This window comes from Chitinophaga filiformis (assembly GCF_023100805.1).
In the GTDB taxonomy this organism is placed as follows: Bacteria; Bacteroidota; Bacteroidia; order Chitinophagales; family Chitinophagaceae; genus Chitinophaga; species Chitinophaga filiformis_B.
Window position 1 is genome coordinate 4117632 of sequence record NZ_CP095855.1, and the last position, 22107, is coordinate 4139738.

Annotated in this window: 20 protein-coding genes; 9 read left to right on the forward strand and 11 right to left on the reverse strand. The window is 46.9% G+C overall.

The window, feature by feature from the left end; all coding sequences use genetic code 11:
• The first annotated feature begins 210 nt into the window (after nucleotides 1-210).
• A complete protein-coding gene (locus MYF79_RS16485) occupies nucleotides 211-696 on the forward strand; it encodes a hypothetical protein (protein WP_247815061.1) in 486 nt (161 codons plus the stop codon).
• 73 nt (nucleotides 697-769) lie between these two features.
• Here MYF79_RS16485 and MYF79_RS16490 read toward each other — a convergent pair whose 3' ends face one another.
• On the reverse strand, nucleotides 770-3238 hold the full coding sequence (locus MYF79_RS16490) for a hypothetical protein (RefSeq protein ID WP_247815062.1): 2469 nt from the start codon (nucleotides 3236-3238) through the stop codon (nucleotides 770-772).
• Nucleotides 3239-3282: 44 nt separating this feature from the next.
• Complete coding sequence (locus tag MYF79_RS16495; protein ID WP_247815063.1) at nucleotides 3283-4206, reverse strand: SMP-30/gluconolactonase/LRE family protein; 924 nt, start codon at nucleotides 4204-4206, stop codon at nucleotides 3283-3285.
• A 219-nt stretch (nucleotides 4207-4425) separates the two neighbouring features.
• Between MYF79_RS16495 and MYF79_RS16500 the strand changes: the two genes are divergently transcribed.
• The 4 genes from MYF79_RS16500 (at nucleotide 4426) to MYF79_RS16515 (ending at nucleotide 8554) form a co-directional block, all read left to right on the forward strand.
• Complete coding sequence (locus MYF79_RS16500) at nucleotides 4426-4848, forward strand: DUF6010 family protein (protein WP_247815064.1); 423 nt, start codon at nucleotides 4426-4428, stop codon at nucleotides 4846-4848.
• A gap of 85 nt (nucleotides 4849-4933) precedes the next feature.
• Nucleotides 4934-5461 (forward strand): GNAT family N-acetyltransferase, encoded by a 528-nt coding sequence (locus MYF79_RS16505; RefSeq protein ID WP_247815065.1) that lies wholly within the window; start codon nucleotides 4934-4936, stop codon nucleotides 5459-5461.
• Nucleotides 5462-5641: 180 nt separating this feature from the next.
• Entirely contained in the window at nucleotides 5642-7654 is a 2013-nt protein-coding gene (locus tag MYF79_RS16510; RefSeq protein WP_247815066.1) for a serine hydrolase, read from the forward strand.
• 54 nt (nucleotides 7655-7708) lie between these two features.
• Nucleotides 7709-8554, forward strand: coding sequence for a VOC family protein (locus MYF79_RS16515; protein ID WP_247815067.1), 846 nt, complete (start codon nucleotides 7709-7711; stop codon nucleotides 8552-8554).
• A gap of 113 nt (nucleotides 8555-8667) precedes the next feature.
• Here the strand turns inward: MYF79_RS16515 and MYF79_RS16520 are convergent, their stop codons facing one another.
• From MYF79_RS16520 to MYF79_RS16530, 3 genes are all read right to left on the reverse strand, one after another.
• Complete coding sequence (locus tag MYF79_RS16520; RefSeq protein ID WP_247815068.1) at nucleotides 8668-9750, reverse strand: DUF2652 domain-containing protein; 1083 nt, start codon at nucleotides 9748-9750, stop codon at nucleotides 8668-8670.
• Between the two features lie 144 nt (nucleotides 9751-9894).
• A complete protein-coding gene (locus MYF79_RS16525) occupies nucleotides 9895-10485 on the reverse strand; it encodes a hypothetical protein (protein ID WP_247815069.1) in 591 nt (196 codons plus the stop codon).
• Between the two features lie 97 nt (nucleotides 10486-10582).
• On the reverse strand, nucleotides 10583-11029 hold the full coding sequence (locus tag MYF79_RS16530; protein WP_247815070.1) for a YqgE/AlgH family protein: 447 nt from the start codon (nucleotides 11027-11029) through the stop codon (nucleotides 10583-10585).
• Nucleotides 11030-11119: 90 nt separating this feature from the next.
• Here MYF79_RS16530 and MYF79_RS16535 point away from each other — a divergent pair, with 90 nt between their 5' ends.
• The 4 genes from MYF79_RS16535 to MYF79_RS16550 all read left to right on the forward strand — a co-directional run bounded on the left by MYF79_RS16535 (nucleotide 11120) and on the right by MYF79_RS16550 (nucleotide 12621).
• On the forward strand, nucleotides 11120-11284 hold the full coding sequence (locus MYF79_RS16535) for a hypothetical protein (RefSeq protein ID WP_247815071.1): 165 nt from the start codon (nucleotides 11120-11122) through the stop codon (nucleotides 11282-11284).
• 72 nt (nucleotides 11285-11356) lie between these two features.
• Nucleotides 11357-11521, forward strand: coding sequence for a hypothetical protein (locus MYF79_RS16540; RefSeq protein WP_247815072.1), 165 nt, complete (start codon nucleotides 11357-11359; stop codon nucleotides 11519-11521).
• 121 nt (nucleotides 11522-11642) lie between these two features.
• Complete coding sequence (locus MYF79_RS16545; RefSeq protein ID WP_247815073.1) at nucleotides 11643-12074, forward strand: hypothetical protein; 432 nt, start codon at nucleotides 11643-11645, stop codon at nucleotides 12072-12074.
• Between the two features lie 157 nt (nucleotides 12075-12231).
• Nucleotides 12232-12621: a GreA/GreB family elongation factor gene (locus tag MYF79_RS16550; RefSeq protein ID WP_247815074.1), complete on the forward strand. Its 390-nt coding sequence runs from the start codon at nucleotides 12232-12234 to the stop codon at nucleotides 12619-12621.
• Nucleotides 12622-12633: 12 nt separating this feature from the next.
• Here MYF79_RS16550 and MYF79_RS16555 read toward each other — a convergent pair whose 3' ends face one another.
• The 6 genes from MYF79_RS16555 to MYF79_RS16580 all read right to left on the reverse strand — a co-directional run bounded on the left by MYF79_RS16555 (nucleotide 12634) and on the right by MYF79_RS16580 (nucleotide 21610).
• On the reverse strand, nucleotides 12634-14019 hold the full coding sequence (locus tag MYF79_RS16555) for an efflux transporter outer membrane subunit (RefSeq protein ID WP_247815075.1): 1386 nt from the start codon (nucleotides 14017-14019) through the stop codon (nucleotides 12634-12636).
• Complete coding sequence (locus MYF79_RS16560; RefSeq protein ID WP_247815076.1) at nucleotides 14016-17129, reverse strand: efflux RND transporter permease subunit; 3114 nt, start codon at nucleotides 17127-17129, stop codon at nucleotides 14016-14018. Before MYF79_RS16560 ends, MYF79_RS16555 begins: the two co-directional genes overlap by 4 nt.
• A gap of 25 nt (nucleotides 17130-17154) precedes the next feature.
• Complete coding sequence (locus tag MYF79_RS16565; RefSeq protein ID WP_247808765.1) at nucleotides 17155-18264, reverse strand: efflux RND transporter periplasmic adaptor subunit; 1110 nt, start codon at nucleotides 18262-18264, stop codon at nucleotides 17155-17157.
• Between the two features lie 180 nt (nucleotides 18265-18444).
• Nucleotides 18445-18936 (reverse strand): hypothetical protein, encoded by a 492-nt coding sequence (locus MYF79_RS16570; RefSeq protein ID WP_247808766.1) that lies wholly within the window; start codon nucleotides 18934-18936, stop codon nucleotides 18445-18447.
• Nucleotides 18937-19418: 482 nt separating this feature from the next.
• Nucleotides 19419-20237, reverse strand: coding sequence for a helix-turn-helix domain-containing protein (locus MYF79_RS16575; protein WP_247808767.1), 819 nt, complete (start codon nucleotides 20235-20237; stop codon nucleotides 19419-19421).
• Between the two features lie 356 nt (nucleotides 20238-20593).
• Complete coding sequence (locus tag MYF79_RS16580) at nucleotides 20594-21610, reverse strand: SDR family NAD(P)-dependent oxidoreductase (RefSeq protein WP_247808768.1); 1017 nt, start codon at nucleotides 21608-21610, stop codon at nucleotides 20594-20596.
• Between the last annotated feature and the right edge of the window lie 497 nt (nucleotides 21611-22107).

A 22107-nucleotide genomic window follows, 5' to 3' on the forward strand; every position in this document is an offset into this window, starting at 1 on the left:
TCCCGGCCAGCTTTCTGCCGGACCCCAAGATAAGTTCATTGCGCGCCATCTGAGGAAAAGGCTTTACTGGATAAGCTGGCGGAGATTTCAAAGGAACTGTAGCGGGAGGGGAATAAGAAGAACCCTATTCCGTTTTTTACAATTTTAAAGTTGAGCCCTATGCTACTTTTACATCATCAACAACAAAATTGTTTTATTAAAATCTGAACCATGAAACGGAATGCTTTTATACGTGTAGCTGTTCTTCACCCGGTGTTGCATCTGAAAAGAATTGTCCTGATAGCATCAATGATCCTCTGTTCACAGTTACCTTTGCTTGCCGCCCCCGATGAAGCGCTGTTAAAGCTTTTTCATCGCTCCTTTCCCGAAGCAGAATATATCAGGTGGACGGAAGATGGAGATTTTAACGTTGTTTGCTTTGTACAGAACGAAAGCCAGTACAGGATATGGTACGATAAACAAGGCACGCTGATCTATTCACTACGGTATTGTGGTGAGAATGAATTGCCTTTAACAGTGCTCAGAGCTGTAAAGAAAAAGTATCGCGACAGGCATATTGAAGGCGTTACAGAAGTGACCAACAGATCCGGGGTGTGTTATGAACTGTTGCTCAGCGATGGAGAGAAATGGTATACCGTTACCAGCACAAGCTCCGGTAACGTAGCGTTGAAGTCTTCTATGAAGAAACAGCTGTAATGCCATCTTAAAAGAGAACGGTGACTACATCCTGCAGGCACCGTTCTTTATTAAGATGATAATAGTGAGCTCATTACTCATCCTCCGGCATAATGATATGACTTCCTGCTGAAATTGTCTCGTACTTTTCACACCAATTGATCCAGTGATCCAGTTCAGGGTGGATCGGTTGTATATTGTCTTCCCCACGGAAAATGTAAGAAGAGCCGGCCTGAGTGCTAAGCCTGCTTTGCAGTCTTTCTATCCAGTTCTGCCAGAACACAACATCTCCACGTTCATTGTATATATAATCCCATAAGGCTTCCTGCTGCTCCCGGTAGGACTGCAGCCTCAGCGGATTTTCATCTCCGGCAGTCGCGAGCAGTTCTGCGGCGATCTCCTTCAGGGCATTTTCTTCTTCTTCGTCTACTGACATGAAGTACTTCGGATAAATGCCTAAGGGATGCATCAGGTTGTTAAAGATGCCAAGATCGTTGATATGCATACCTGCAATAACGAATGAACCGATCCCTGCATCGAGGCGCAGCATCGCCCCTTCACGGGAGGCAAGGGTCTCATTCAGTTCAATCATGAAATCCCGGTCAATAGGTTGGGTATTGTAGCGCTCAGGGATCTGGTAGGTAACGCCCCAGTTATAATTGGTGATGGTGTCCAGTTCAGCTGTCCTTTCAGCCAGTGGTTTACTCCGGGTGATCTCCTGTGCGAGTTCCCATTGTATGAGCCCATCTAATAAAGCGGCAGCCGGCGCCCATGAGGGATACGTAGCAAGACCACGGTGTTCGCTGTCTTCCCGGTATCTGGCGAAGATGTAGGCAAAGGGATAAGCGGCGGCATATAGCACTCTTCTGCAGATCGTAATAGCATATGCCTGGAATGTTGTTTCCTCCTGGCCGTTCCGGAACATCCAGACCAGTTTCCACAGCTCTTCCTGGTTGATGTTTTGTACGTATTTGTTATTCCAGCGTACCTTGCGTTTGATGATCGTATTGATGAGCGAAAAGTGCGCCAGTACATCGGCTGCTGCAGTTGATGCCGGTATCCAGTCTTCACCCTCTTTTATCATCGTGGCAATGGTCTCTTCATCGGAAATGTACCAGCAGTAATGCCTGTCTTTATCAATATTGATCGCAATGACCGATGGAGGGCTTGCGTTGCCATCAGCGTCTATTTCTCCGCCTCTGTTCAGTGTAATATGCCAGTCGTCTTCTGTAAAGGAAACAGTGTAGTTATCCGGCCCCAGGAGTGGCCCACTTATTATCGTTGTAAGGTCCTCTTTTGTGATCGCTGTATGGTGTGCCTGTGGCTTCAGCAACGGAATACCCTCACGGATAGTACTATAGAGGAGGAAGCCTTCTTCTTCGTCGAAAAGCTCGTCTACCAGCTTTTCCCTTATCAGCTCATTATCTTCCTGTTCATTCAATTTCAGCACTTTCACTGCTGCATGTTCTTCGAAGTAAAAGTCGTAATCGTCCGAGATCACAAGGGGGCACCATACATAAGAAGTGCCATATAGTTCACCGTGATTGTACACGCCCATCAGCATCTCTTCAACGGCGATGTAGCCATTTATATAGATGATTTGTCCGCCGACACATACATTTTTCGCTTTCAGGTTTCCCAGTACGATGAGAGAGCAGGCTCCATCTGTATTTTCATTGATGATACTGCCTTTTACATGAAGATCTCCCAGCACTACAATACTCATGTATTCTTCTTTATCCAGGTCCAGTTCATCCAATACAGTGGTACCATCATAGAGCATGAACCTGTCATCCGGCAGTCCGGGATCGCGTTTTTCTGCAAAAGCAAATGGGTAATCTTCGTATTTACACTTCAGATGTTGTATTAGTGGCTTTATCTCTTCCCATGAAGTAATTTTCGCCTCGGGATTATCGAATGCCGATATATTCCCCAGCTTCTCCCTGAACACAGGCCTTCCATCCTTCAGCATATGCAGCAATCGTTCATCGCCGGCAAAAAGGTACTCGTCTTCATCCAGCAGTTCACCCGCAACGGCTGGTAACAGGATATGCCGCCAGTTGGTATAATCGGCGGCTTTTATCTGCCATCCGCGGCAAAAAGTGGCAGCATTGATCCTGCCCTTAATGGATGCGCCATGGTTGTCTATGATGAGGAGCGGGGCATTCAGATCGCCCTGGATCTCAATTATGCCATGGTTGTAATAGGCGAGCATGGCGTCTGTTACCGTTAGGTCCCCATCTACGATAATCTCCGCACATCCTGCCGCCAGGGTCTTACAGTTGAGTGAGCCGTGTACGATGAGAAAAGCGGAGCAGGTGTCAATCTCAAAATCAATTATTGGGGCATTCACGGTGAGGTTGCCATTTACGATGATGCCTGCCGTCTTTTTTTCATGGAAGAGATCATGCAGGTCCACATATTCGTTAATGAGGGTATCTCCGTCGTAAACTCTGACAATAAGTGAAGCGGCATCATCTTCAAACATGTCAAAATCAGTAGCAAGTGGGGTTACCAAGTCCTGGTCTATAGCGTCCCTTAGTGATAGTGTCTTAAAGTTCACGGTATAAGTTGTTAATCCGGAACGAAGGTAGTCAGAAAATATCTTTACTCAACGCCCTTCACGTTCATATCAATGGTATAGATCGCCTCAGAGGCTGTTATGAATAACTTATTCCTGTTTTTACCCCCAAAGGCAACATTAGCTGTCCAGCCTTCCGGAACAGGGATATGCGCTATTTGTATGCCCTGGCGGTTGAATATGGTAACGCCTCGCCCGGTAAGATACACATTGCCCTGGTTGTCGGTAGTCATGCCATCGGAGCCCATATGTGCAAAGAGTGCTGCCTTGCTTAAGGAGCCGTCTTTATTGATAGCATAGCGGTAAGTTTTGTTAGCCTGAATGTCTGATACATACAGGTATTTACCGTCAGCGGTACCGGCAATCCCATTGGGGCGCTGCAGCGTGTCTACAAGGGGTATCACTTTTTTGCTGCCATGTAACAATACATATACTTTTTCTCCTGCTATTTCCGGCTTTGTTCTGCTCCACCAGCTGCGTTGATAGTAGGGATCTGTAAAATAGATATCCCCTTTGGGCGATACCCACAGATCATTGGGACCGTTCAGTTTCTTACCATCGAGATCATTTATCAGTACGGTTACCTTTTTATGCGCATCGATCTTCCACAGCTGGTTTTGCTCGTCTGCACAGGAATATAGGTTCCCTTTTTTATCGATGTACAGGCCGTTTGACCTGCCCGCACTATCCATGTAAACGGAGAGGTGCCCGTCGGTACTGTATTTCCAGATCTTATTATTAGGTTGATCTGTAAAATAGATATTCCCCTGCCTGTCGGCTGCCGGGCCTTCTGTGAAAGAAAAATTCCTGGCAATCAGCTGAGGTGTTGCACCTTCGGCTACCACACCCGTGTCGCATAGCGTACGATGATTTCCTGCGAAGGAGGGGATATTTGCTGTGAGCAGGTAAAAAGAAAATACAAAGGCAATAGCGGCTCTGACTGACATCATAACGTTGTTTTTGATAGCAGGAAGATAAGGAAAATACTTAAGGTCTTTCTATAAAAGGCACCTTGACTGGCGGATACTGAGTGTAAGAGGCACAATGTCTTATGAAATGCAACCGGAACATCGGTAGAAAAGAAGATTGAAAGATCCTGCAAGCTGCCCGTTATATCCTAACAGCCGCTTTGTCCAACACTGAACTTTGCGGTCTGAAACATTAAATACATGACAGCAGGATTTTCCATTACCGTAGCTATTGGCGCTACCACTATAGCAGCTATCTATATGACCGTTTTTTCTTTCGTTAAAGAGCCGCTGAGGCAGAAAATAAACGCCTTGATCATTGCCGGCGCAGGCGGGGTCTATTGGAGCAGTGGCCTGGGCTTTTATGAGTTTCCCCTGGGTATTATCATGATCTTTCTGGCTTACAAGGGACTGAAAAATTATAAATACCTGGCACTCGGATGGATTGTCCATACTATCTATGACCTGTTACATCATTATTACGGTAATCCCATTATACCGATGGCGCCTGCATCCTCGGCGGGTTGCGCCATCTGCGACCCCATATTGGCCATATGGCTCTATTTCAATGCACCGTCTGTATTCCACCTGTTCCCGTCACGCCGGCGTCATCATGTGAGCTGATCTTGCCGGTGGGAATACTGCTGGGTCATGGTAGAACGATGGCGTAATGACTTGCATATTTTTGCCGGAAAGTGTATTTTAAGGCATGCAAGAAGCTTACGAAGTTTTTACAATATCGCCCGTTACTGCAACAGATATTCCAACCGTAACACAGCTTATCAACAGTGCTTACAGAGGCGAAGCCGGCAGCAAAAGCTGGACATCCGAAGGGCACCTGGTAGAAGGGGAGAGGACCACAGAAGAAGGTTTACTGGAACTTATCAGCCGGCCGGGTGTGACCATATTTAAGTGTTGCGACAAGCAGTTGGCTATACTGGGTAGTGTATTACTGGAAGAAAAGGATGATACACTATACCTTGGCATGCTGTCGGTCTTACCGGGTGTGCAGACAAGCGGTATAGGCAGCCGTTTGATACAATACAGCGAAACCTTCGCCAGGGAACGTGGGTATCGATCTATTACCATTACCGTGATCGACAAACGGGAGGAACTGCTGGCCTGGTACCGGCGTAAGGGTTTTGTACCCACCGGTAACCGGATACCTTTTTCAAATAAGTCTTCCGCTCCAAGATCTTCGTTTTTCCTGATGGAACTGAGAAAAGACCTCGTATAGGAGATGATCAGGCGCAGCACCCGGTACTTCCTTCAACAGGAAAGGTATCGGGCGGCCAGGTGATCGAAATACGGCCAGGGAGCGGTATACATGCAACTTTTTTGCAGCTGAAGTGTCCTTAGATAACAACGTTACTTTCGTTCAACGGAACCACACACTTTACCTCTAAAATTGTTGAACATGTCAATTTCATCTCTTAAAGCAATATGCATCGCTGTATTATGCATCCATTGCTGCCTGCACTCAATGGCTCATAACGGGAGTGTGGCATTTGCTTATCCGCTGGGTAAGATCACTGTTGACGGAGATCTTTCTGACTGGCCGAAAGATGCAACCAGGTATATGATCGCCATGCATCTTTCGGATACCAAACCCAAAGATGATGCTGATTTCTCGGGGTTCTTCCAATTGGGTTACCGCCTGGATGACCAGTCCTTATATGTGGCATTTACGGTAAGGGACGATGACTTTATGGAAGATACATCCGAAAATGTAAAATGGAATACGCAGGATGGACTTGAGGTGAGCATCGATGCCCGCCATTTGCTGACGGGTTCGGGAGTGGCCTCATTTATGTACAGTAAGAAACTCCGCAATACAAATAACGCCTTCTATGACCCTTTTGCCAGTGCAGCATCCTGGAATATTGTGGAGGTTGCCATGACGCGGAAGGGAGATATGCGCTTCTATGAATGGCGCATTCGCCTGGGAAATGAATTGTCTGCCGGGAAGTCCATGGGATTTGACTTTCATGTATTCGACAGGGATCAGGACGGCAGTTTTTCCTGGTCGGCCTGGGGAAAAGGAGGCGCCAAATATATGAATCCAAACAGCCTCGGCGATATTATCTTTTTGCCCAATGATGCAAAATTGTCTACTGTGTCTGGTAAAATGAGTTGGGACAAACATACAGCTGCTAAGTTGCCTGGCCAGGTACGGCTGAGGTCTGTGGATAATCCAAAATTATGGACAGCCGCAGCAATAGATAGCCTGGGCAATTACTCCATAACAGTTCCTGCCGGGAAATATGAGCTCTTATTTTCTGACCGTTATTATCAATCTGATGACAAGCTATATGCCGTAGCCTATAAGACGCCTCTTACTTTTGTAGCCAAACCCGGGCAAAAAACAGTAGCGCCTGATATTGTTCTTCCCCTGGCGCCGGTGCCCGACCTGATTCCCGATAAAGGTGTACTGTTTGATTTTACTGCTGATAATCCCGGGAAGGTAGATAGCTTTATTGAGGCTTATCGCGATTACTATGGGATACCCGGCGTTTCGCTTGCTTTGATCAGGGATGGGAAGCTGATATATCATAAAACATATGGGGTCACTAACGCTATGACAGGGGCAAGGGTGAATGACAGTACACTGTTTGAAGCTGCTTCAATTACAAAGCCTGTGTTTGCCTTAGCTGTAGAAAAGTTGGCTGAACGTGGGGTGATTGATCTCGACAAGCCTTTATACCAATATCTTCCCTACAAGGACATAGAATACGATGACCGCTACAAGCTGATCACTGCAAGACATGTACTGACACATCGCACCGGCTTCCCCAATTGGCGTGATGGTAAACTGGTCATTAAATTTACGCCCGGAACAGCGTTTGGTTATTCCGGGGAAGGCTTTGAATACCTCAAAATGGTAGTGGAAAAGATCACGGGTAAGAGTGTAGAGCAAGTGTTGCAGGAAGAAGTGATACAGCCTGTCGGACTATACCATACATTCTTCTCAAAGAATGATTCCCTGCAGCGGATGGTGGCATATGGCCACTTTGATGGAAGGCCCAGTAACAACGACCTGCCGGAAAAACCAGGTATGGCTTATTCCATGCATACGGAAGCGCAGATCTTTACACGGTTTATGTTGTATCTGTTGGAACAGCAGGGGCTTAAACCAGAGACTTACAATATGATCATGTCAAAGCAATCGGAATATGATTTTACAAATTGGACGCACAAGCCCAAGGTGCCTACATATATGGGTATGAGCCTTGAAATAAGGGAAACGCCTTTCGGTAAAACGTTTGGCCATGGCGGTAATAACGGGGATTTCAAATGCCGGTTTGAAGTTTATAAGGACCTGAAGATGGGATATGCCATTTTCACCAACTCAAACACATCTGATGCATTACTGGAGAACATTCATTCGTTCCTGGTAGAAGGGAAGGATAAAGACATAGCAAAAGAATGAAGAAATTTTATTGTCATTGAGTAATTGGTTAAATTGGAAGGAAAATAATGCATCATGAAAGCTTCATCCAACACCAATATCTTTCCTTGTATATGGTTTGACGGGAAGGCCAGCGAGGCATTTAATTTTTATGTTTCGGTTTTTCCCAATTCAAAGATCACAGACGAGAACCCGATCGTTGTCAAAGCCCTGCTGGATGGCACAGAACTGATGGGCCTGAACGGAGGGCCTATATACAAGCCCAACCCGGCTATTTCCTTCATGTGGATCTCTAACGACAAAGTAGCGATTGCGCAGGTATGGGAGAAACTGACCCGGGAAGGCAACATATTAATGCAGTTGGACAGCTACCCCTGGAGTGCGAGTTATGGCTGGGCGGTAGACAAGTATGGCGTCAGCTGGCAATTGTATTATGGGCCGGACGACTGGAAATATAATAAGCTCGTGCCCACGCTGATGTTTTGCGGGGCTCAGCAGGGCCGGTGTCAGCAGGCGCTTGATTTCTACGAAAAAACGTTTCCGTCCTATAAAAATGAGGGACTCCTTCGTTACTCAGAAGGAGAGATGACAGGGCAGATCCAGCATACGCAATTTACCGTCAACGGTCATTTGCTGATGGCGATGGATAGCGGTGTGCCTCAGCAGTTCACATTTACGGAAGGGGTTTCCCTGGTGCTGGAGTGTGATGATCAGCAAACTATAGACTATTACTGGGATACCTTTACAAAAAGCGGGGAAGAAAGCATGTGTGGTTGGTGTAAAGACCCTTTCGGCGTAAGCTGGCAGGTAGTACCCAAAAATATAGGCCAGTTGCTGTTTAATTCTTCAAATCCGCAGAAATCGCAGGAAGCACTCATGCAAATGCGGAAGATAGAAATAGCAGAGCTGCAGCAACCCTAGCAATACATTCCTCATAACAGGCGAAAACAAGCCCTTTATTTGCCCGAAATACTTTTCCCGGCCGTCAGGCAGGGAGAAGTATTTCGGGCTTTATATGCCCTGACAGGCCGTTGTCAGAATTCCAGCGGCAGTACCATCTTCTTCACAATAGGTTCCAGGTTTTCGAGCGACTGGCGAAGGCTGTTCTGCAGATTATTTTTCTCTAAAAGATTAAACAACAGCTGTCGTACCGGATTTTTAGGGATGTAGACATCCAGTATCAGGCGGGAGCGGCCATCGGGCGCTTTTTCAATAGTGTAATAGGTCGAGCTTTTCCGCTTTTCGTCCGTCTCACTGAATAATATCTTCTCTTCAGGGTTATAGGAAAAGCTGCTTGTAAACATCATTATTTTCTGACCATTCTCCATTACATGCTGGTGGCGGCTGCCTACGCCCGGCAGAAAATGCTCCACCTCATTGACTTCTTTTAAACCTACCTGCCATTGGTGGCGAAACTCGAAATGAACGACAGTAAAGCAAAGCGTTTTAATGTCGACGTCGTAATCTTTAAATGCAGACACTACTTTTACCTTATCCGAGAGCTCCAGCTGTGGGTCGGGCTCAGGTGGCAGCTCTTTTCGTAACTGGCCTAACTGCGTGTAGTGGAAGGGTATTTCACCCGTTTCGGTCTGCTTGGCGCTGGTATCCCACTTCATCCATGCAGCCAGTCCGGCGGGAGGTGTATCCTGCAGCAGGTTATCTGTTACCAGCCAGTATTCATGCTGGTTAATATCGTTTTTCAGAAGCTGGTGAGCAACGATCACATCTTTTCCTATCAGCTTGCTGAAGTTCTTTACGTTATAGGTCGTGAACTCACCGTAGTGGGTGATGATCTTCAGGGTAAGGTCCACCGCAGATACGCATGCCCTGCATTGGCATATTTTTCGGTGGTCGTATGCATTCAGATGCCGGTGGAATTCGCAGAACATTTTTTCCACCTGTTTATATAATGCTTCCAGTTCCAGTGGGGCCCCGAATTTATAGAACAGAATAGCGTCTCCTTCGATCTCAGAGATTTCAAGACCGGTATTATTGGCATTAATCAAGACCTCCAGCAACTGTTGTATGATATGCCGGCTATGATCGATCTCTATTTCGTTCACAAAACGGGTAAAGCCACTTATATCCGGAATAAAAAGCAGCCCTTTATTCTCCATGTCCTGTTTTTTTCTAAAGTTAGTAAAAAAGTCCTGTAGCGGTTCGAACGGCTTAAGATAGTAGATGTGCAGCATCTGCAACAATGCAAAGAGGCGCACCCGGCTTCCGGATGTGCCTCTTTATATGAATAGCAAATATCTGTTTTATTGAAGCTGGACGTGGTACACGATGTAGCCTTTGGCATAGTTCGCAGGGTCATGCTGTACATAGACCTTGAGCGGCGTCCGGGGACCGGCGGTGTTGATCATTTGTAAGCCCTTTTCGACCGCTTTGCCGAGATCTGCCTGCACAGAAGCATCGGCGGGCTTAAGCTGGTAATCGAGGTAGGAATAACCGGCGGCATCTTTTCTTAGAAAGAAAGCATCTCCGTCGCCGATCCATCCAAACAGAGGCAATGCGAAAGTATCCGTTCCCTGGTATTTTTCCCTGGCAAGTGTTTTTATATAATCAAACGTGTAAGAAGGGTAATCCGCCCAACCCGATGGCGTAGCCACCACTTTTGCCTTAACTATGTACACATAGCCCTTTTCGCGTTCGTCGAAATTTTTCAAATAGGTATGAAGCGACTCATCTCTTTTGGCATTTATGGATATCCGTTGGTCTCCGGCTGTTGTGTAATGATCAAGAAAGAGCTCTACTACCTGGCCATCTTTAGGTTTTGAAGGGTTAAAGTCATCTTTGGAACAGGCTACAAAAAGGAAAGCAAGGGAAAGGAGGAGATAAAAATGTTTCATGATACAGCGGTGATATAGTTGATCAAATGGATGTTTGCAGGTAAAACGTCCATTGGGAGGCAAAAGTTACAGCTGCAGGACATCCAGCGCATCATGATCAGAAAAGGGCGGCCTGGCTTTCCTGTATGAGCTCCCAGCTTCCTTCCGCAATCTCCGCTTCAAGTTCCTCGTCATCCCAGCCGCAATAGCCGATAAATATCCTGATATCCTTTTCTGTGATAGTATTGTCGTTAATGTATTGCATAGCAGCCTTAAAATCGCCCCCCAGGTGGATATGAGCTGTTACCGGATCGCCTCCTTTTATCAGGTCGGGGCGCTGATGTATAAAATACAGGTGCTCCTGATCCACAGGGCCACCTTCATACAGGGGGAAGGGAGCACAGTTGCTGAACTCCACCAGTTCATTGATCCGCCTTGGAAAAAGCCTGTTCGTAACGAAGCCCATGGCGCCTTTTTCGTTGTGCTCGGTAATGAAAATAACGGTCTGCTCAAAAAAGGTATCATCGAGGAGTGATGTACTGCGTAAAAATGTACCTGCGTTCATAAAGTGAAGTTAGGACAATGCTGACAGAATTAACGAACTATTAGGTATTTGATGTCAGGTATTACAAATTTATTTAGTAAGTTTGACTAAATGATCCGGAAGAGTTCCCATATTAACAATACAGATGCTGTCAGGTACGTAATACCTGATATCAGCAACTGCTTTACCTGGTCATTCCCGGAATTTATCCCCTTTTGTGTAGACCTGTACTACTTCTCCAACTTTAAAGACTTTAACAGGTTTGCCCAGGCCTGATTGCTCCAATAGCCTGGGATATTGTATTCAATCTTATTTACTGTTAGTACTTAACGTGTAAAAGTTATTGCCATGTACCGGAAACAACGGGTTTCAGCTGGCAGAGCTGTCGCGCTGTTGGCGCTATTGAGCGCCATTTCAGTGGAGCGGGGCCTGATCGCCAGTCCTAAATGGTATTTTATATTATGCATCACTGCCCCGGTAATGCTGTTGTACGGCTTTGCCCGGAACAGGTGATGATACCGTGTTGTAAAAAATTATCATGTCACTGGCAGATGTGTTTATCCTGCTCTCAGCAGCTGCTTTTTTATGTTATTGCTTGCTGACAGCTATTCGAAACAGACAAAAACAAAGAAAGATGAAAAGATTGCTTGATTATTTCAGCAGGCTTGGATCAAAATATAACCTCTCCTTCTCAAGCCAGGAAGTGTTGAGGAACTGTATCATTGGCCTGGATGGAGTACAGAGAAAACTACTGGTATTGAACGGTATCAATAACGGCGTGCTTACAGAGCAGGTCATAGATCTGAACGAGGTCACCAACTGTTCCGTAAAAAAACAATATGGCCATATCCAGGTAAATGGCCTGAGAAAGCGGAGGCTGGAACAATATCTTGAGAAGATGACCTTACATTTTAAGTTCCTGCTGGACAAGCCACCTGCGGATGTCCAGTTCTTTAAACAGGCAGAAGACAATATCAGCGAACTCTCGGAACTGGAGAATAAAGCCGAGAAATGGAAGGTGATCCTGTCCAAGATGTTGCCGGTATCGCTGAAGAAGAGCGCCTGACAATGCCGGTGATCAATGGGATGGTGCCGTCGGTTCGCAATACAAACGTTGCCGTTGCGAGCGGGTTGTTAGCCAGTGGTGCCGTCTGGCATCTATCAGCATTCTATTGCGCCCGGGGTACACTGATCCCCCAATTATCAATGTTAAATCAAAACGTATGAAAATGAAAAAAGAACAATTAGTGATAAAGAAAGAGGATTTCGATATCCTTACAACATACATCAGAAATGGAGGACACCGCCAGTCAATTGACAGAAGTCGTGTAACAGAACTGGAAACCGAACTGAAAAAAGCAAAGCTGGTGCCCAGGGAGAATTTTCCTGATACCGTAGTGGGACTTAATTCTACTGCTGTTGTCAAGGATATGGAGACACAACGTATACTGGCGGTTACGATCGTTACGCCCGACAAGGCAGACATCAGCCAGAACAAGATATCCGTACTTGCGCCTATCGGTACCGCCTTACTGGGATTTCAGAAAGGGAAGCAGATCAGCTGGCAGGTGCCGGCAGGAGAAAAGAAACTGTTGATACTGGATGTTTTTTAAACACATGCCAGTTTATCGCCAGCCACCTCCTAATGCACGGTAGAGAGATACGATTGCCAATAATTGTTGCTCACGGTCGCTCACCTTGTTCAGTTGAGCGATCAGCAGATTTTGCTGTGCCGTCAATACTTCTGTGTAATTAGCGAAACCATAGCGTACGAGTTCCTGTGTGTATTCTACTGACTTCCGCAGGTTCTCCAGCTGCAGGTTCCTGTCTGCTGCTTTTTGCCCTGCCATCTGGTAAGAATATATGGCATTGGAGACGTCTTCTCCCGCTGTCAGTACGGTATTTTTAAAATTTAAGGCTGCCTGCTGCTGTTGCTCACGGGCGGCACGCAGCCTTGCTTTATTGACGCCCTGGTTAAAAACAGGCTGGCTTAAACCAGCCGTCAGGTTACTGAGCCAGGAACCCACTCCCCAGAAAGAACTCATGCTCGCATACCCTGCAGATGCACTCAATGTCAGTGAAGGATAGAAATAAGTGCGGGCAACATTCGTTAATTCAAAGTAGTAACGCAGGTTATGCTCTGCTGCTTCTACATCCGGCCTGTTGGCGAGCAGTTGTGCCGGCACGCCTGTTTGCAGCAGTGTAACAGGATGCTGGCTGTCGAGAGTGGTCCTGCTCACCGGTCCCGGAACATTCCCCAGTAACAGGTTCAGTTGGTTCTCCGTTTCCCGGATAGACCGTTTCAGGTCGGGAATAGTAACCGATACAGCATATTTGCTCGCTTCACTCTGTACAATTGCCGCTCCGGTCACAGTGTTGGCAGTTTTCAGCTCTTTCATGATATCTACCGTTTTCTGCCAGTTCTTTACGCTTTCCTGTGTAATAGCGAGTTGCTGGTCCAGCGCCAGCAAGGTATAATAACTGCTGGCAATACCTGCTACCAGCGAGGTCTGTATGGCGCGGGCATTTGCTTCGGCCTGCAGCAGATTGGCAAGACTGGCCCGTTTGGCGCTTTTCAGTTTTCCCCAGATGTCGGCTTCCCAGCTGGCCGTTAGGGTTGTCTGATATAGGCTGTTTGTAACGGCTTTCCCGATGGACTGCGGATCAGACGATCCGGCAAAGGCAGCCGTTGGATCTGCGCTCAACGCCGGCAGGAACTGGAGCCTGCTTTGCTCATAAGCGGCTGCCGCCTGCCTGATACGGGAATAGGCGGCCTGGAGGTTCAGGTTTTGGTTGATTCCTGTACTGATCAGCTGTTGGAGCAGCGTATCTGTAAATATCTCTTTCCAATGCAGGCTGGCCATATTAGTGGTATCTGTTTCGTCATTATCCCTGTAAAGGCCTTTTACGGCAGTTTGCTGTGGTGTATACTGTTTCGTTACCGAGCAGGATGTGATACCCGCCATGACTATCACCGTAATAAGGATGTCGCGTGTGAAATGCCGTTTCATATTACTCGCTTTTTGCTGCTGATTTTCTCCTGCAAGGTCTGGAACAGGATAAACAGAACAGGTGTGATGAAGATCCCGAAAGTGGTGCCGATCAGCATACCACCTACCGCCCCTGTGCCTATCGAGCGGTTGCCGTTGGCGCCCGCTCCTGTGGCAAGCATCAGTGGAATAAGACCCAGGATAAACGCAAAGGAGGTCATCAGAATAGGTCTTAACCGCGCTTCTGCACCCTTTACGGCTGCTTCAACGATACCCATTCCGGACTTTCGCCTTTCAAGCGCATATTCCACTATCAGAATGGCATTCTTGGCCAGTAAACCTATCAGCATAATAAGTGTGATCTGTACATAGATGTTATTGCTGATACCAAAGAGATTGATGAACAGGAAGGTGCCTGCGATTCCGACGGGAATGGTCAGCAATATGGCAAAAGGCAGCAGGTAACTTTCATACTGTGCGCTGAGCAGCAGGAAGACGAACACAAGGCACAACAGGAATATAAATATCGTCTGACTGCCCCCCGTCAGTTCTTCTCTTGTAATGCCGGAATATTCGAAGCTATAACCCTGTGGAAGCGTTTCTGCCGCTACAGCCTGTATAGCGCTGATAGCCTGCCCTGAACTATAAGACGGATTAGGCGTGCCGTTTACGCTGATGGAATTGAACAGGTTAAAGCGGGTGATGGACTGTGGCCCATAGGTCTGTGTCAGTGTCACAAATTCCGTGATAGGCACCATTTGCCCGTCGTGCGTGCGTACGAACACTGCATTGAGGGTTTCCGGTGTTGTACGAAACTCGGGTGAGGCCTGTACCATTACCCTGTATTGCTGCCCGAACTCGTTGAAATTGGAAGCATAGATCCCGCCGTAATACCCCTGCATCGCTCCGGTAATATCTGTTACGTTCAAACCAGCTTCTTTCACTTTAGGCACGTTGATGGTCATGGTGTATTGCGGAAAATTAGGATTGAATGCTGTGGTAGCAAACTGTATCTCGGGGCGGTCGCCCAGTGCGGCAAGGAAGTCCTTACCTACTTTATAGAAGCTGGCGATGCTGCCTCCGGTCTTATCCTGCAGCTGAAAAGCAAATCCGTTCGTAGCGCCGAAACCCTGAATAGTAGGAGGGGCAAAGAACTTGATCTCTGCTTCTGTAATATCTGCCGTCCTGGTGAAGAGTTCTTTAATGATCGTCTGCACATTACGTTTCCTTTGTGACCAGGGAATAAGCCGCATTACCACCAATGCATAGTTATTACCATTGCCGGATAGTTGTCCGCGGCCGGTAACTGAGAGTACATTATTTACTTCGGGAATGGTTCTGGCAATTTGCTCCACCTTCCGCGCCACAGCATCTGTACGCTCAAGCGAGGCGTCCGGCGGGAGGGCTATATTACAGTTGATGGCTCCCAGGTCTTCATTGGGTACAAAACCCGTTGGCGTGCTTTTCGAAAGGAAATATAATATGACAATAAAGATGCCCAGCGTGGAAAGCGGTATCCATACCTTCTTTGCCAGAAAGGCAACAGACCTCCTGTAGCGGGCAGTCAGCAGCTCGAAGGAAGTATTGAACGCTGTATAGAACCGTTGCAGCATCCCTTTCTTCTTATGCTCTTCATGATGCGGTTTCAGGAATAAAGCACAGAGCGCCGGACTTAGAGTAAGCGCGTTGATAGCGGAAAGGACAATAGCGGTTGCCAATGTAAGGCCGAATTGTTTGTAGAATATACCTGAGGATCCCCCGATGAAACTTACAGGAATAAATACGGCAGACATTACCAGGGTAATGGAGATGATCGCTCCTGATATTTCGCTGAGTGCATCTGTGCTGGCTTTCTCCGCCGATTCATAGCCTTCGTCCAGTTTGGCGTGGACAGCCTCCACCACCACAATGGCGTCGTCAACCACAATCCCGATGGCCAGTATGATAGCAAAAAGTGTCAGCAGGTTGATGGTGAACCCAAACAGTTTCAGGAAGAAAAAAGTACCGATAATAGCTACCGGCACAGAAATAGCCGGTATCAATGTAGAACGGAAATCCTGGAGGAAGATAAATACGACGATAAATACAAGTATGAAGGCCTCTGCCAGCGTATGTAATACTTTGTCGATAGAGGCATTCAGAAAGTCATCTACATTTTGTAAAACCACGTACTTAAGACCGCTGGGAAAGCTTTTAGATGCATCATCCAGGGCTTTCAGTGTTTGCTGTATTACCTGATGGGCGTTGGAGCCAGCTACCTGTGCTACGTCTACAGAAACACCGGGATGTCCGTTCACGCGGCCCACGTTGAAATAACTCAATGCACCCAGTTCCACACGGGCAATGTCTTTCAGACGGAGGATGCGACCCCTCACGCTGGAACGTATCACAATATCTCCAAACTGTGCAGGATCGGTCAATGTACCCGGATAAGTGATCACATACTGGAAAGATTGTTTGCCCCGTTCGCCAAACTGCCCTGGTGCAGCCTGGATGTTCTGATCGGCCAGGGCCGCTGTGACATCGGAAGGTACCAGTCCATACGATGCCATGGCCTGGGTATTCAGCCAGATACGCATGGAATAGTCCATCACGCTGGGCGAGGAGGCATCGCCTACGCCCTGGATACGCTTGATAACCGGCAGCACATTAATAGATGCGTAATTCTGTATGAAGGTCTGGTCGAAAGCAGGGTTATCGCTATACAAGGCAAAGATCAGCAGGGTGCTGGTCTGCTTCTTCTGAACAGTAACACCTGCACGGGTTACTTCCTGTGGTAGCAGGGGAGTAGCGCGCGATACGGCATTCTGTACATTCACCGCCGCCATATTAGGATCGCTGCCTATCTTGAAGCTGATAGTGATATTGGCGCTGCCGTCATTGCCAGCGGTGGATGTGATATAATCCATATTTTCCACGCCATTGATCTGCTGTTCCAGCGGTACAATCACACTCTTCATTACAACATCCGCGTTTGCGCCGCTGTAGGTAGCCTGTACCTGTACGGTAGGAGGGGCGATGTCCGGATATTGTGATATCGGCAATGAGGTCAGCCCAAGTACCCCGAGTGTTACGATAATAATGGATATTACCGTGGATAATACCGGCCGTTCTATAAATCGCTTTAACATATCATTGTTTTAACAGGCAGGTTTATCATAATAAGGTGAATGCATCTGCTGCGCTGACAGGTTTCGGTTTTATGACCAGGCCTTCCCTTAAACTAGATATCCCGTCTGCAACGATTTTGTCGCCCGGCCTGATACCTGCGGTGACAACAAACGCCTGTCCTGCCGATGCTGTGGAAGTGATCTCGGCAGACCGTACTTTATTGCCTGCTTCCAGCACATACACAAACAATTTCCCCTGTATCTGGTAGGTGGCTTTCTGAGGAACGAGCAAGGCTGTATCGATCTTTTCCGGGATGCGTACAAGGGCGCTGCTACCGCTATGTACCAGGCCTGCCGGATTAGGAAAGGTAGCTCTCATATTCAATGCACCGGTCTGCGTATTGATCAGACCACTGGCCGTTTCTACCTTTCCTTTGTCCGGAAGCAGTGTTCCGTTGGCAAGCACTAATGTTACAGGAGGAAGCGTTGCCAGCTTTTCCTGCATGGTTCTCCCCTTGGATGCGGTAAAGAAGTCCAGCCCCTGTTTCTCATTGATGGAAAAGTAAGCATAGATCTTGCTGATATTGGATACGGTAGTTAAAGGGTTCGGTGTTGTACTGTTGATAAGACTACCTATCTTGTAAGGTAGTACGCCGATCACGCCATCGGCAGGGCTATAGATACACGTATAGCTCAGGTTCGTTTTCGCATTGCTTAATGCAGCCCTTGCCTGTGTAAGCGCTGCCTGCCTGGATTGCAGGGTGTATTGCGCCGCTTCTTCCGCGTATTTGCTGACAATATCTTTGTCTACAAGCGGTTTGACCTTGTTTAGCTCCATCTGTGCCGCATTCACATCTGCACGCGCTATTTCGATGTTGGCTTCCGCCGTTTTAACTTCCTGCTCATATTGCGGTGCATTGATGCGGAAAAGCAATTGCCCCTTCTTTACGGCTGCTCCCTCATCTACATAGATATCTTCCACATAGCCGTCAATCTTGGGACGTATTTCAATGTTCTGAATACCCTGGATAGTGGCTGGATAATCATTGTCTATTTCCGCCTGCTGATAAGCCATTTCAAGCACGGGGTACGTCTTTACATCATTTTTTGCAGGACTGCTTTTCTTATTGCCACAAGCCATAAGTTGAATCAGCATAATGCATGTCAGCAGCTTTATAGTTATTGGTTTACTTATACGCATATACATTGAGGTAATGATGTCTATTATTGGCAATTCCCGGTATCCCGCCGGGCATGGCATGGTTCCTGTTTACGAAGCGGCAAAACTATCAGCGGAATCTGTAATAATCCTGTAGGAATATCTCCGGTCAGGATATTAAAATTCCTGGTTGCTGAACAATTCCTTCTCCGGTACTTTTATAACAACGAAGGGATTGTTTGTTGCCTGATGACAACTATTACAGGTGTTGGTCATTAACAGGAAATGCTTTTGAAACAACTCTTTTCTCTGAGCCTTAATCGCGTCGTTTAAACTATCCAGTTCCGGGTAGATCATCTGCACGGCAGTTGCCTCCGGTGATCCTTTGTGAAACTTCTCCACTCTTTTGAATCCGCCCGATAACAGGTGTAGCTCATATGCCGCAAGCGTCCAGTTGTTATTAGTGCCGGCAAGCCACAATTTCAGGTGATGCGGCTGAACAATGCTGTTCATGATCTCTCCTGTGCCCGGTACATAGGCGGCATCCGCTTTTTCCTGTAAACTGTCGATACGGGCCAGTAATGCCTGCCTGTCTTTCTCTCCGGAGCTGCACGCTGCAATCAGCATAAATGGAATCGCTGTAAGTGTTGCTGTCAGTAGCCTCTTCATAAAATATACTATGTTGATGATCGCTTCGGCTTCGAAACTAATAGGCGTACGAGGATTCTCCCGGTGGTTTTCGCCGGAGAGGCAGGATGAATCGGTGAACAATGCCCGGTGACGTTTGAAATAGCCAGCCAGAATGCTTAATTAGTTTAAAACGGGACGGTATTGCCGAAAACAGAAATTGCTGAGGCAATGGATAAAGCTTGATATGGCGTGGCAACAGATGAGAAAAAATGAAGCAATATGCTTATTTTTTATTTGTGATAGGCGCTTATATCCGGAAGAGAGGGCGTCTATTGCTTATACAATGATGTTCAGTACACACCGGTTGTAATTGTCTTTTAATACTGGTGACGATAATTTATCTGTGCCCGTTGTGGCACAACACAGTTTTAGCTGTTGAGTGAATGCGAACACGCAGAGCCGTACTATCAGAATATTTGGGGTAAGCTCGAAACCGGCTGATGATCAGCGCCGACATCGTATCATTTTTTATCCAGTAATGCATTGGGCGGATACCCGAAGCGGCTTTTAAAGGCATATGAGAAATGGGACAGGTTTTCAAAGCCTACTTCTACATAAACGTCGATAGGTTTTCGGTGTTGTTCTGCTATCTGGTAATGCGCCAGGTCCAGCCGCTTTTCCGTTAGCCATTTCTGCGGAGTGGTATTGTAAGCCTTTTTAAAGTCCCGTCTGAATGTTGCCAGGCTGCGACCGGTGAGATAGCCAAACCTGTCCAGCGTCATGTTGAACATATAATGTCGCTCCATGAATTCGGTCAGACTGATCTTTCCCGGTTCTTCAAAATTGGCCAGTAACCCATCTACATCTTTGTCTATGGATCTTAAAATGCTGATCGCCTCCTCAATCTTAATAGCAGCGATATCGGGAGGAAGATGATCGCCCAGGTCAAAATAGGGAATAAGCGATGCGAGACAGCTTTCCAGCAGAGGGTGCTTTCTGAAGCGATACACTTTTTGCAGTGGTTGTACCCTTGTTGTATTAACGGCCTTATGCCTGGAATAGAAATCCTCCAGCCGCTCCCTGGTCAGGTGCATGGCTACAGCTTTATGTGGCAGGCCATTTTTGGGGTAATTGATAACCGTAGCCAGCTGGTTACGTGGTATCAGGAAGGTATCGCCTGCATTGAAAGTATAGGTGGCGTCGGCCTGTATGATTTTCGTTTCGCCCGAAATGAACCAGACCAGCATATGGTGCTCAAACATGACTTCCACTCTGAAAGACTTGCCTTTAAATTCAGACAGTTTAATATCAGGGGTGATATATTTTGTTTCAAATTCCATTGCGATAAATGATAAATCTACGAAAATAAAATGTGCAGGGCACATTACGGTTCCCGGGGATTGTCACCCCGGGCTACAAACACATGCGCTCCTGACGGAGCTAAAATGCTGCGGGTGCTAATGTTCATCCATTTCTGTTCCCGGGGTTTGTTTCCCCGGGCTGCAACCACATGTGCTCCTGATGGAGCTAAAATGCTGCGGATGCTAATGTTCATCCATTTCTGTTCCCGGGGTTTGTTTCCCCGGGCTGCAACCGCATGTGCTCCTGACCGGGTTGAATGCTGTTTCACAGGGTACACCCGGGAAACAGACAAAAGGCTTCACCGATGAGGAGCGCATGTGGTGGATGATCCGTATTAGTTTGCAGGAAATGAAATGCCTGTCATCTCTTCACTCAGCGTCCATAATCTTTGCGCATTGGCTGCATCAACTGCATATGGCTTTACGCCCCGCAACGATGTCGGATCATCGTAATTATGGATGATATTTCCTTCATCCAATTCCGCCACATCGGCATCTTCGCAATACACACCGCCAATGTCATTTAATTGCGGGCTGGTAGCACACCATACAGAAGTTGCCGCTCCCTGGTCTACAGTTTTGAGCCTGGCCGCCACTTCCGGATAAATGTTCCCGTTCTCGTCGTGCGTGCCCATTTGCTGGAATAAGGCCATAGGCGCTACGCGCCCCAGGTCGGTCCCCAGCACAGATCCGGGATGCAGGGAGAAGGCCCGTACACCGACACTTTTGCCACGATGGTCCAGTTCAACGGCAAAAAGATTGTTGGCGGTTTTGGATTGTCCATAGCCCTGCAGCGTTTCATACGCCCTTTCTTTGAAATTAGGATCTTCAAAGTTGAAGGGGGCCATCTGGTGCCCGAAGGAAGATACATTCACCACACGTGCACCATTTGCCTCCTTTAAGGCTGGCCAGAGCTTTGCAGTTAACTGAAAATGCCCCAGGTGATTGGTGGCCAGCTGGGATTCATATCCACGTTTATCGCGTTGCAGCGGTACCCACATGATGCCTGCATTGTTGATAAGGATATCAAGCTTTTTATATGCAGTAAGGAATGCTGCTGCAAATGCGTTGATAGATGCCGGATCCATGAGGTCCATAGGAGCCACTGTTACGTTACTGATGCCTTTTAAATTACTATTGGCCTTCTGTACATCACGTGCCGGTACTATTATAATAGCGCCTGCAGCTACCAGTGTTCTTACGGTTTCCAGTCCTATGCCTGCATAGCCGCCTGTAACGATCACGATTTTACCCGAAAGGTCAATTCCTTTTATAACATCATCAGTCGTTGATGTAGCGTTGAATCCTGAATGGAGCGCCTGTTGTAATGCTCCGTTGTAGTTGTCTTTCATTTTCTAAAATTTTACAAGACAAAACTAAACACATCAACAGCAAGTCGCTTTGTTTAAAACGTCAAACTACTTTGTTTAATGCGTCAATTTTAGGAAGACGGACAGGTAGGAACTGGCTCGTAAATAAGAGCGGGACTGGCCCGGTAATCACCAATTGAAAACGATATTTTATATATAGTGTCTTGATGACACCATTGGATAAAATATTATCTGAAAAAGTTAAAATATGGATATCCATATTTTGGTGGCTATGCTATTTTTATACCGTGCAGAAGTATGGTGTAATGAGCATCAGGAACCATATTATTAAAACTCAAAAGAACCATTCGCGGTATAGAAAAAGTGATACAACCCAGCTATGGCGCTCTATTCTGCTATAGTTTTATTTTCATGCTGATGATTAATGCGAGAACCTATGAAGCAGTGAATTGAGTGCCCGCTTTTGGGATAACTGTGAATTGAAAAACCCGTCGATGGTGATCTTAATAACGATCCAG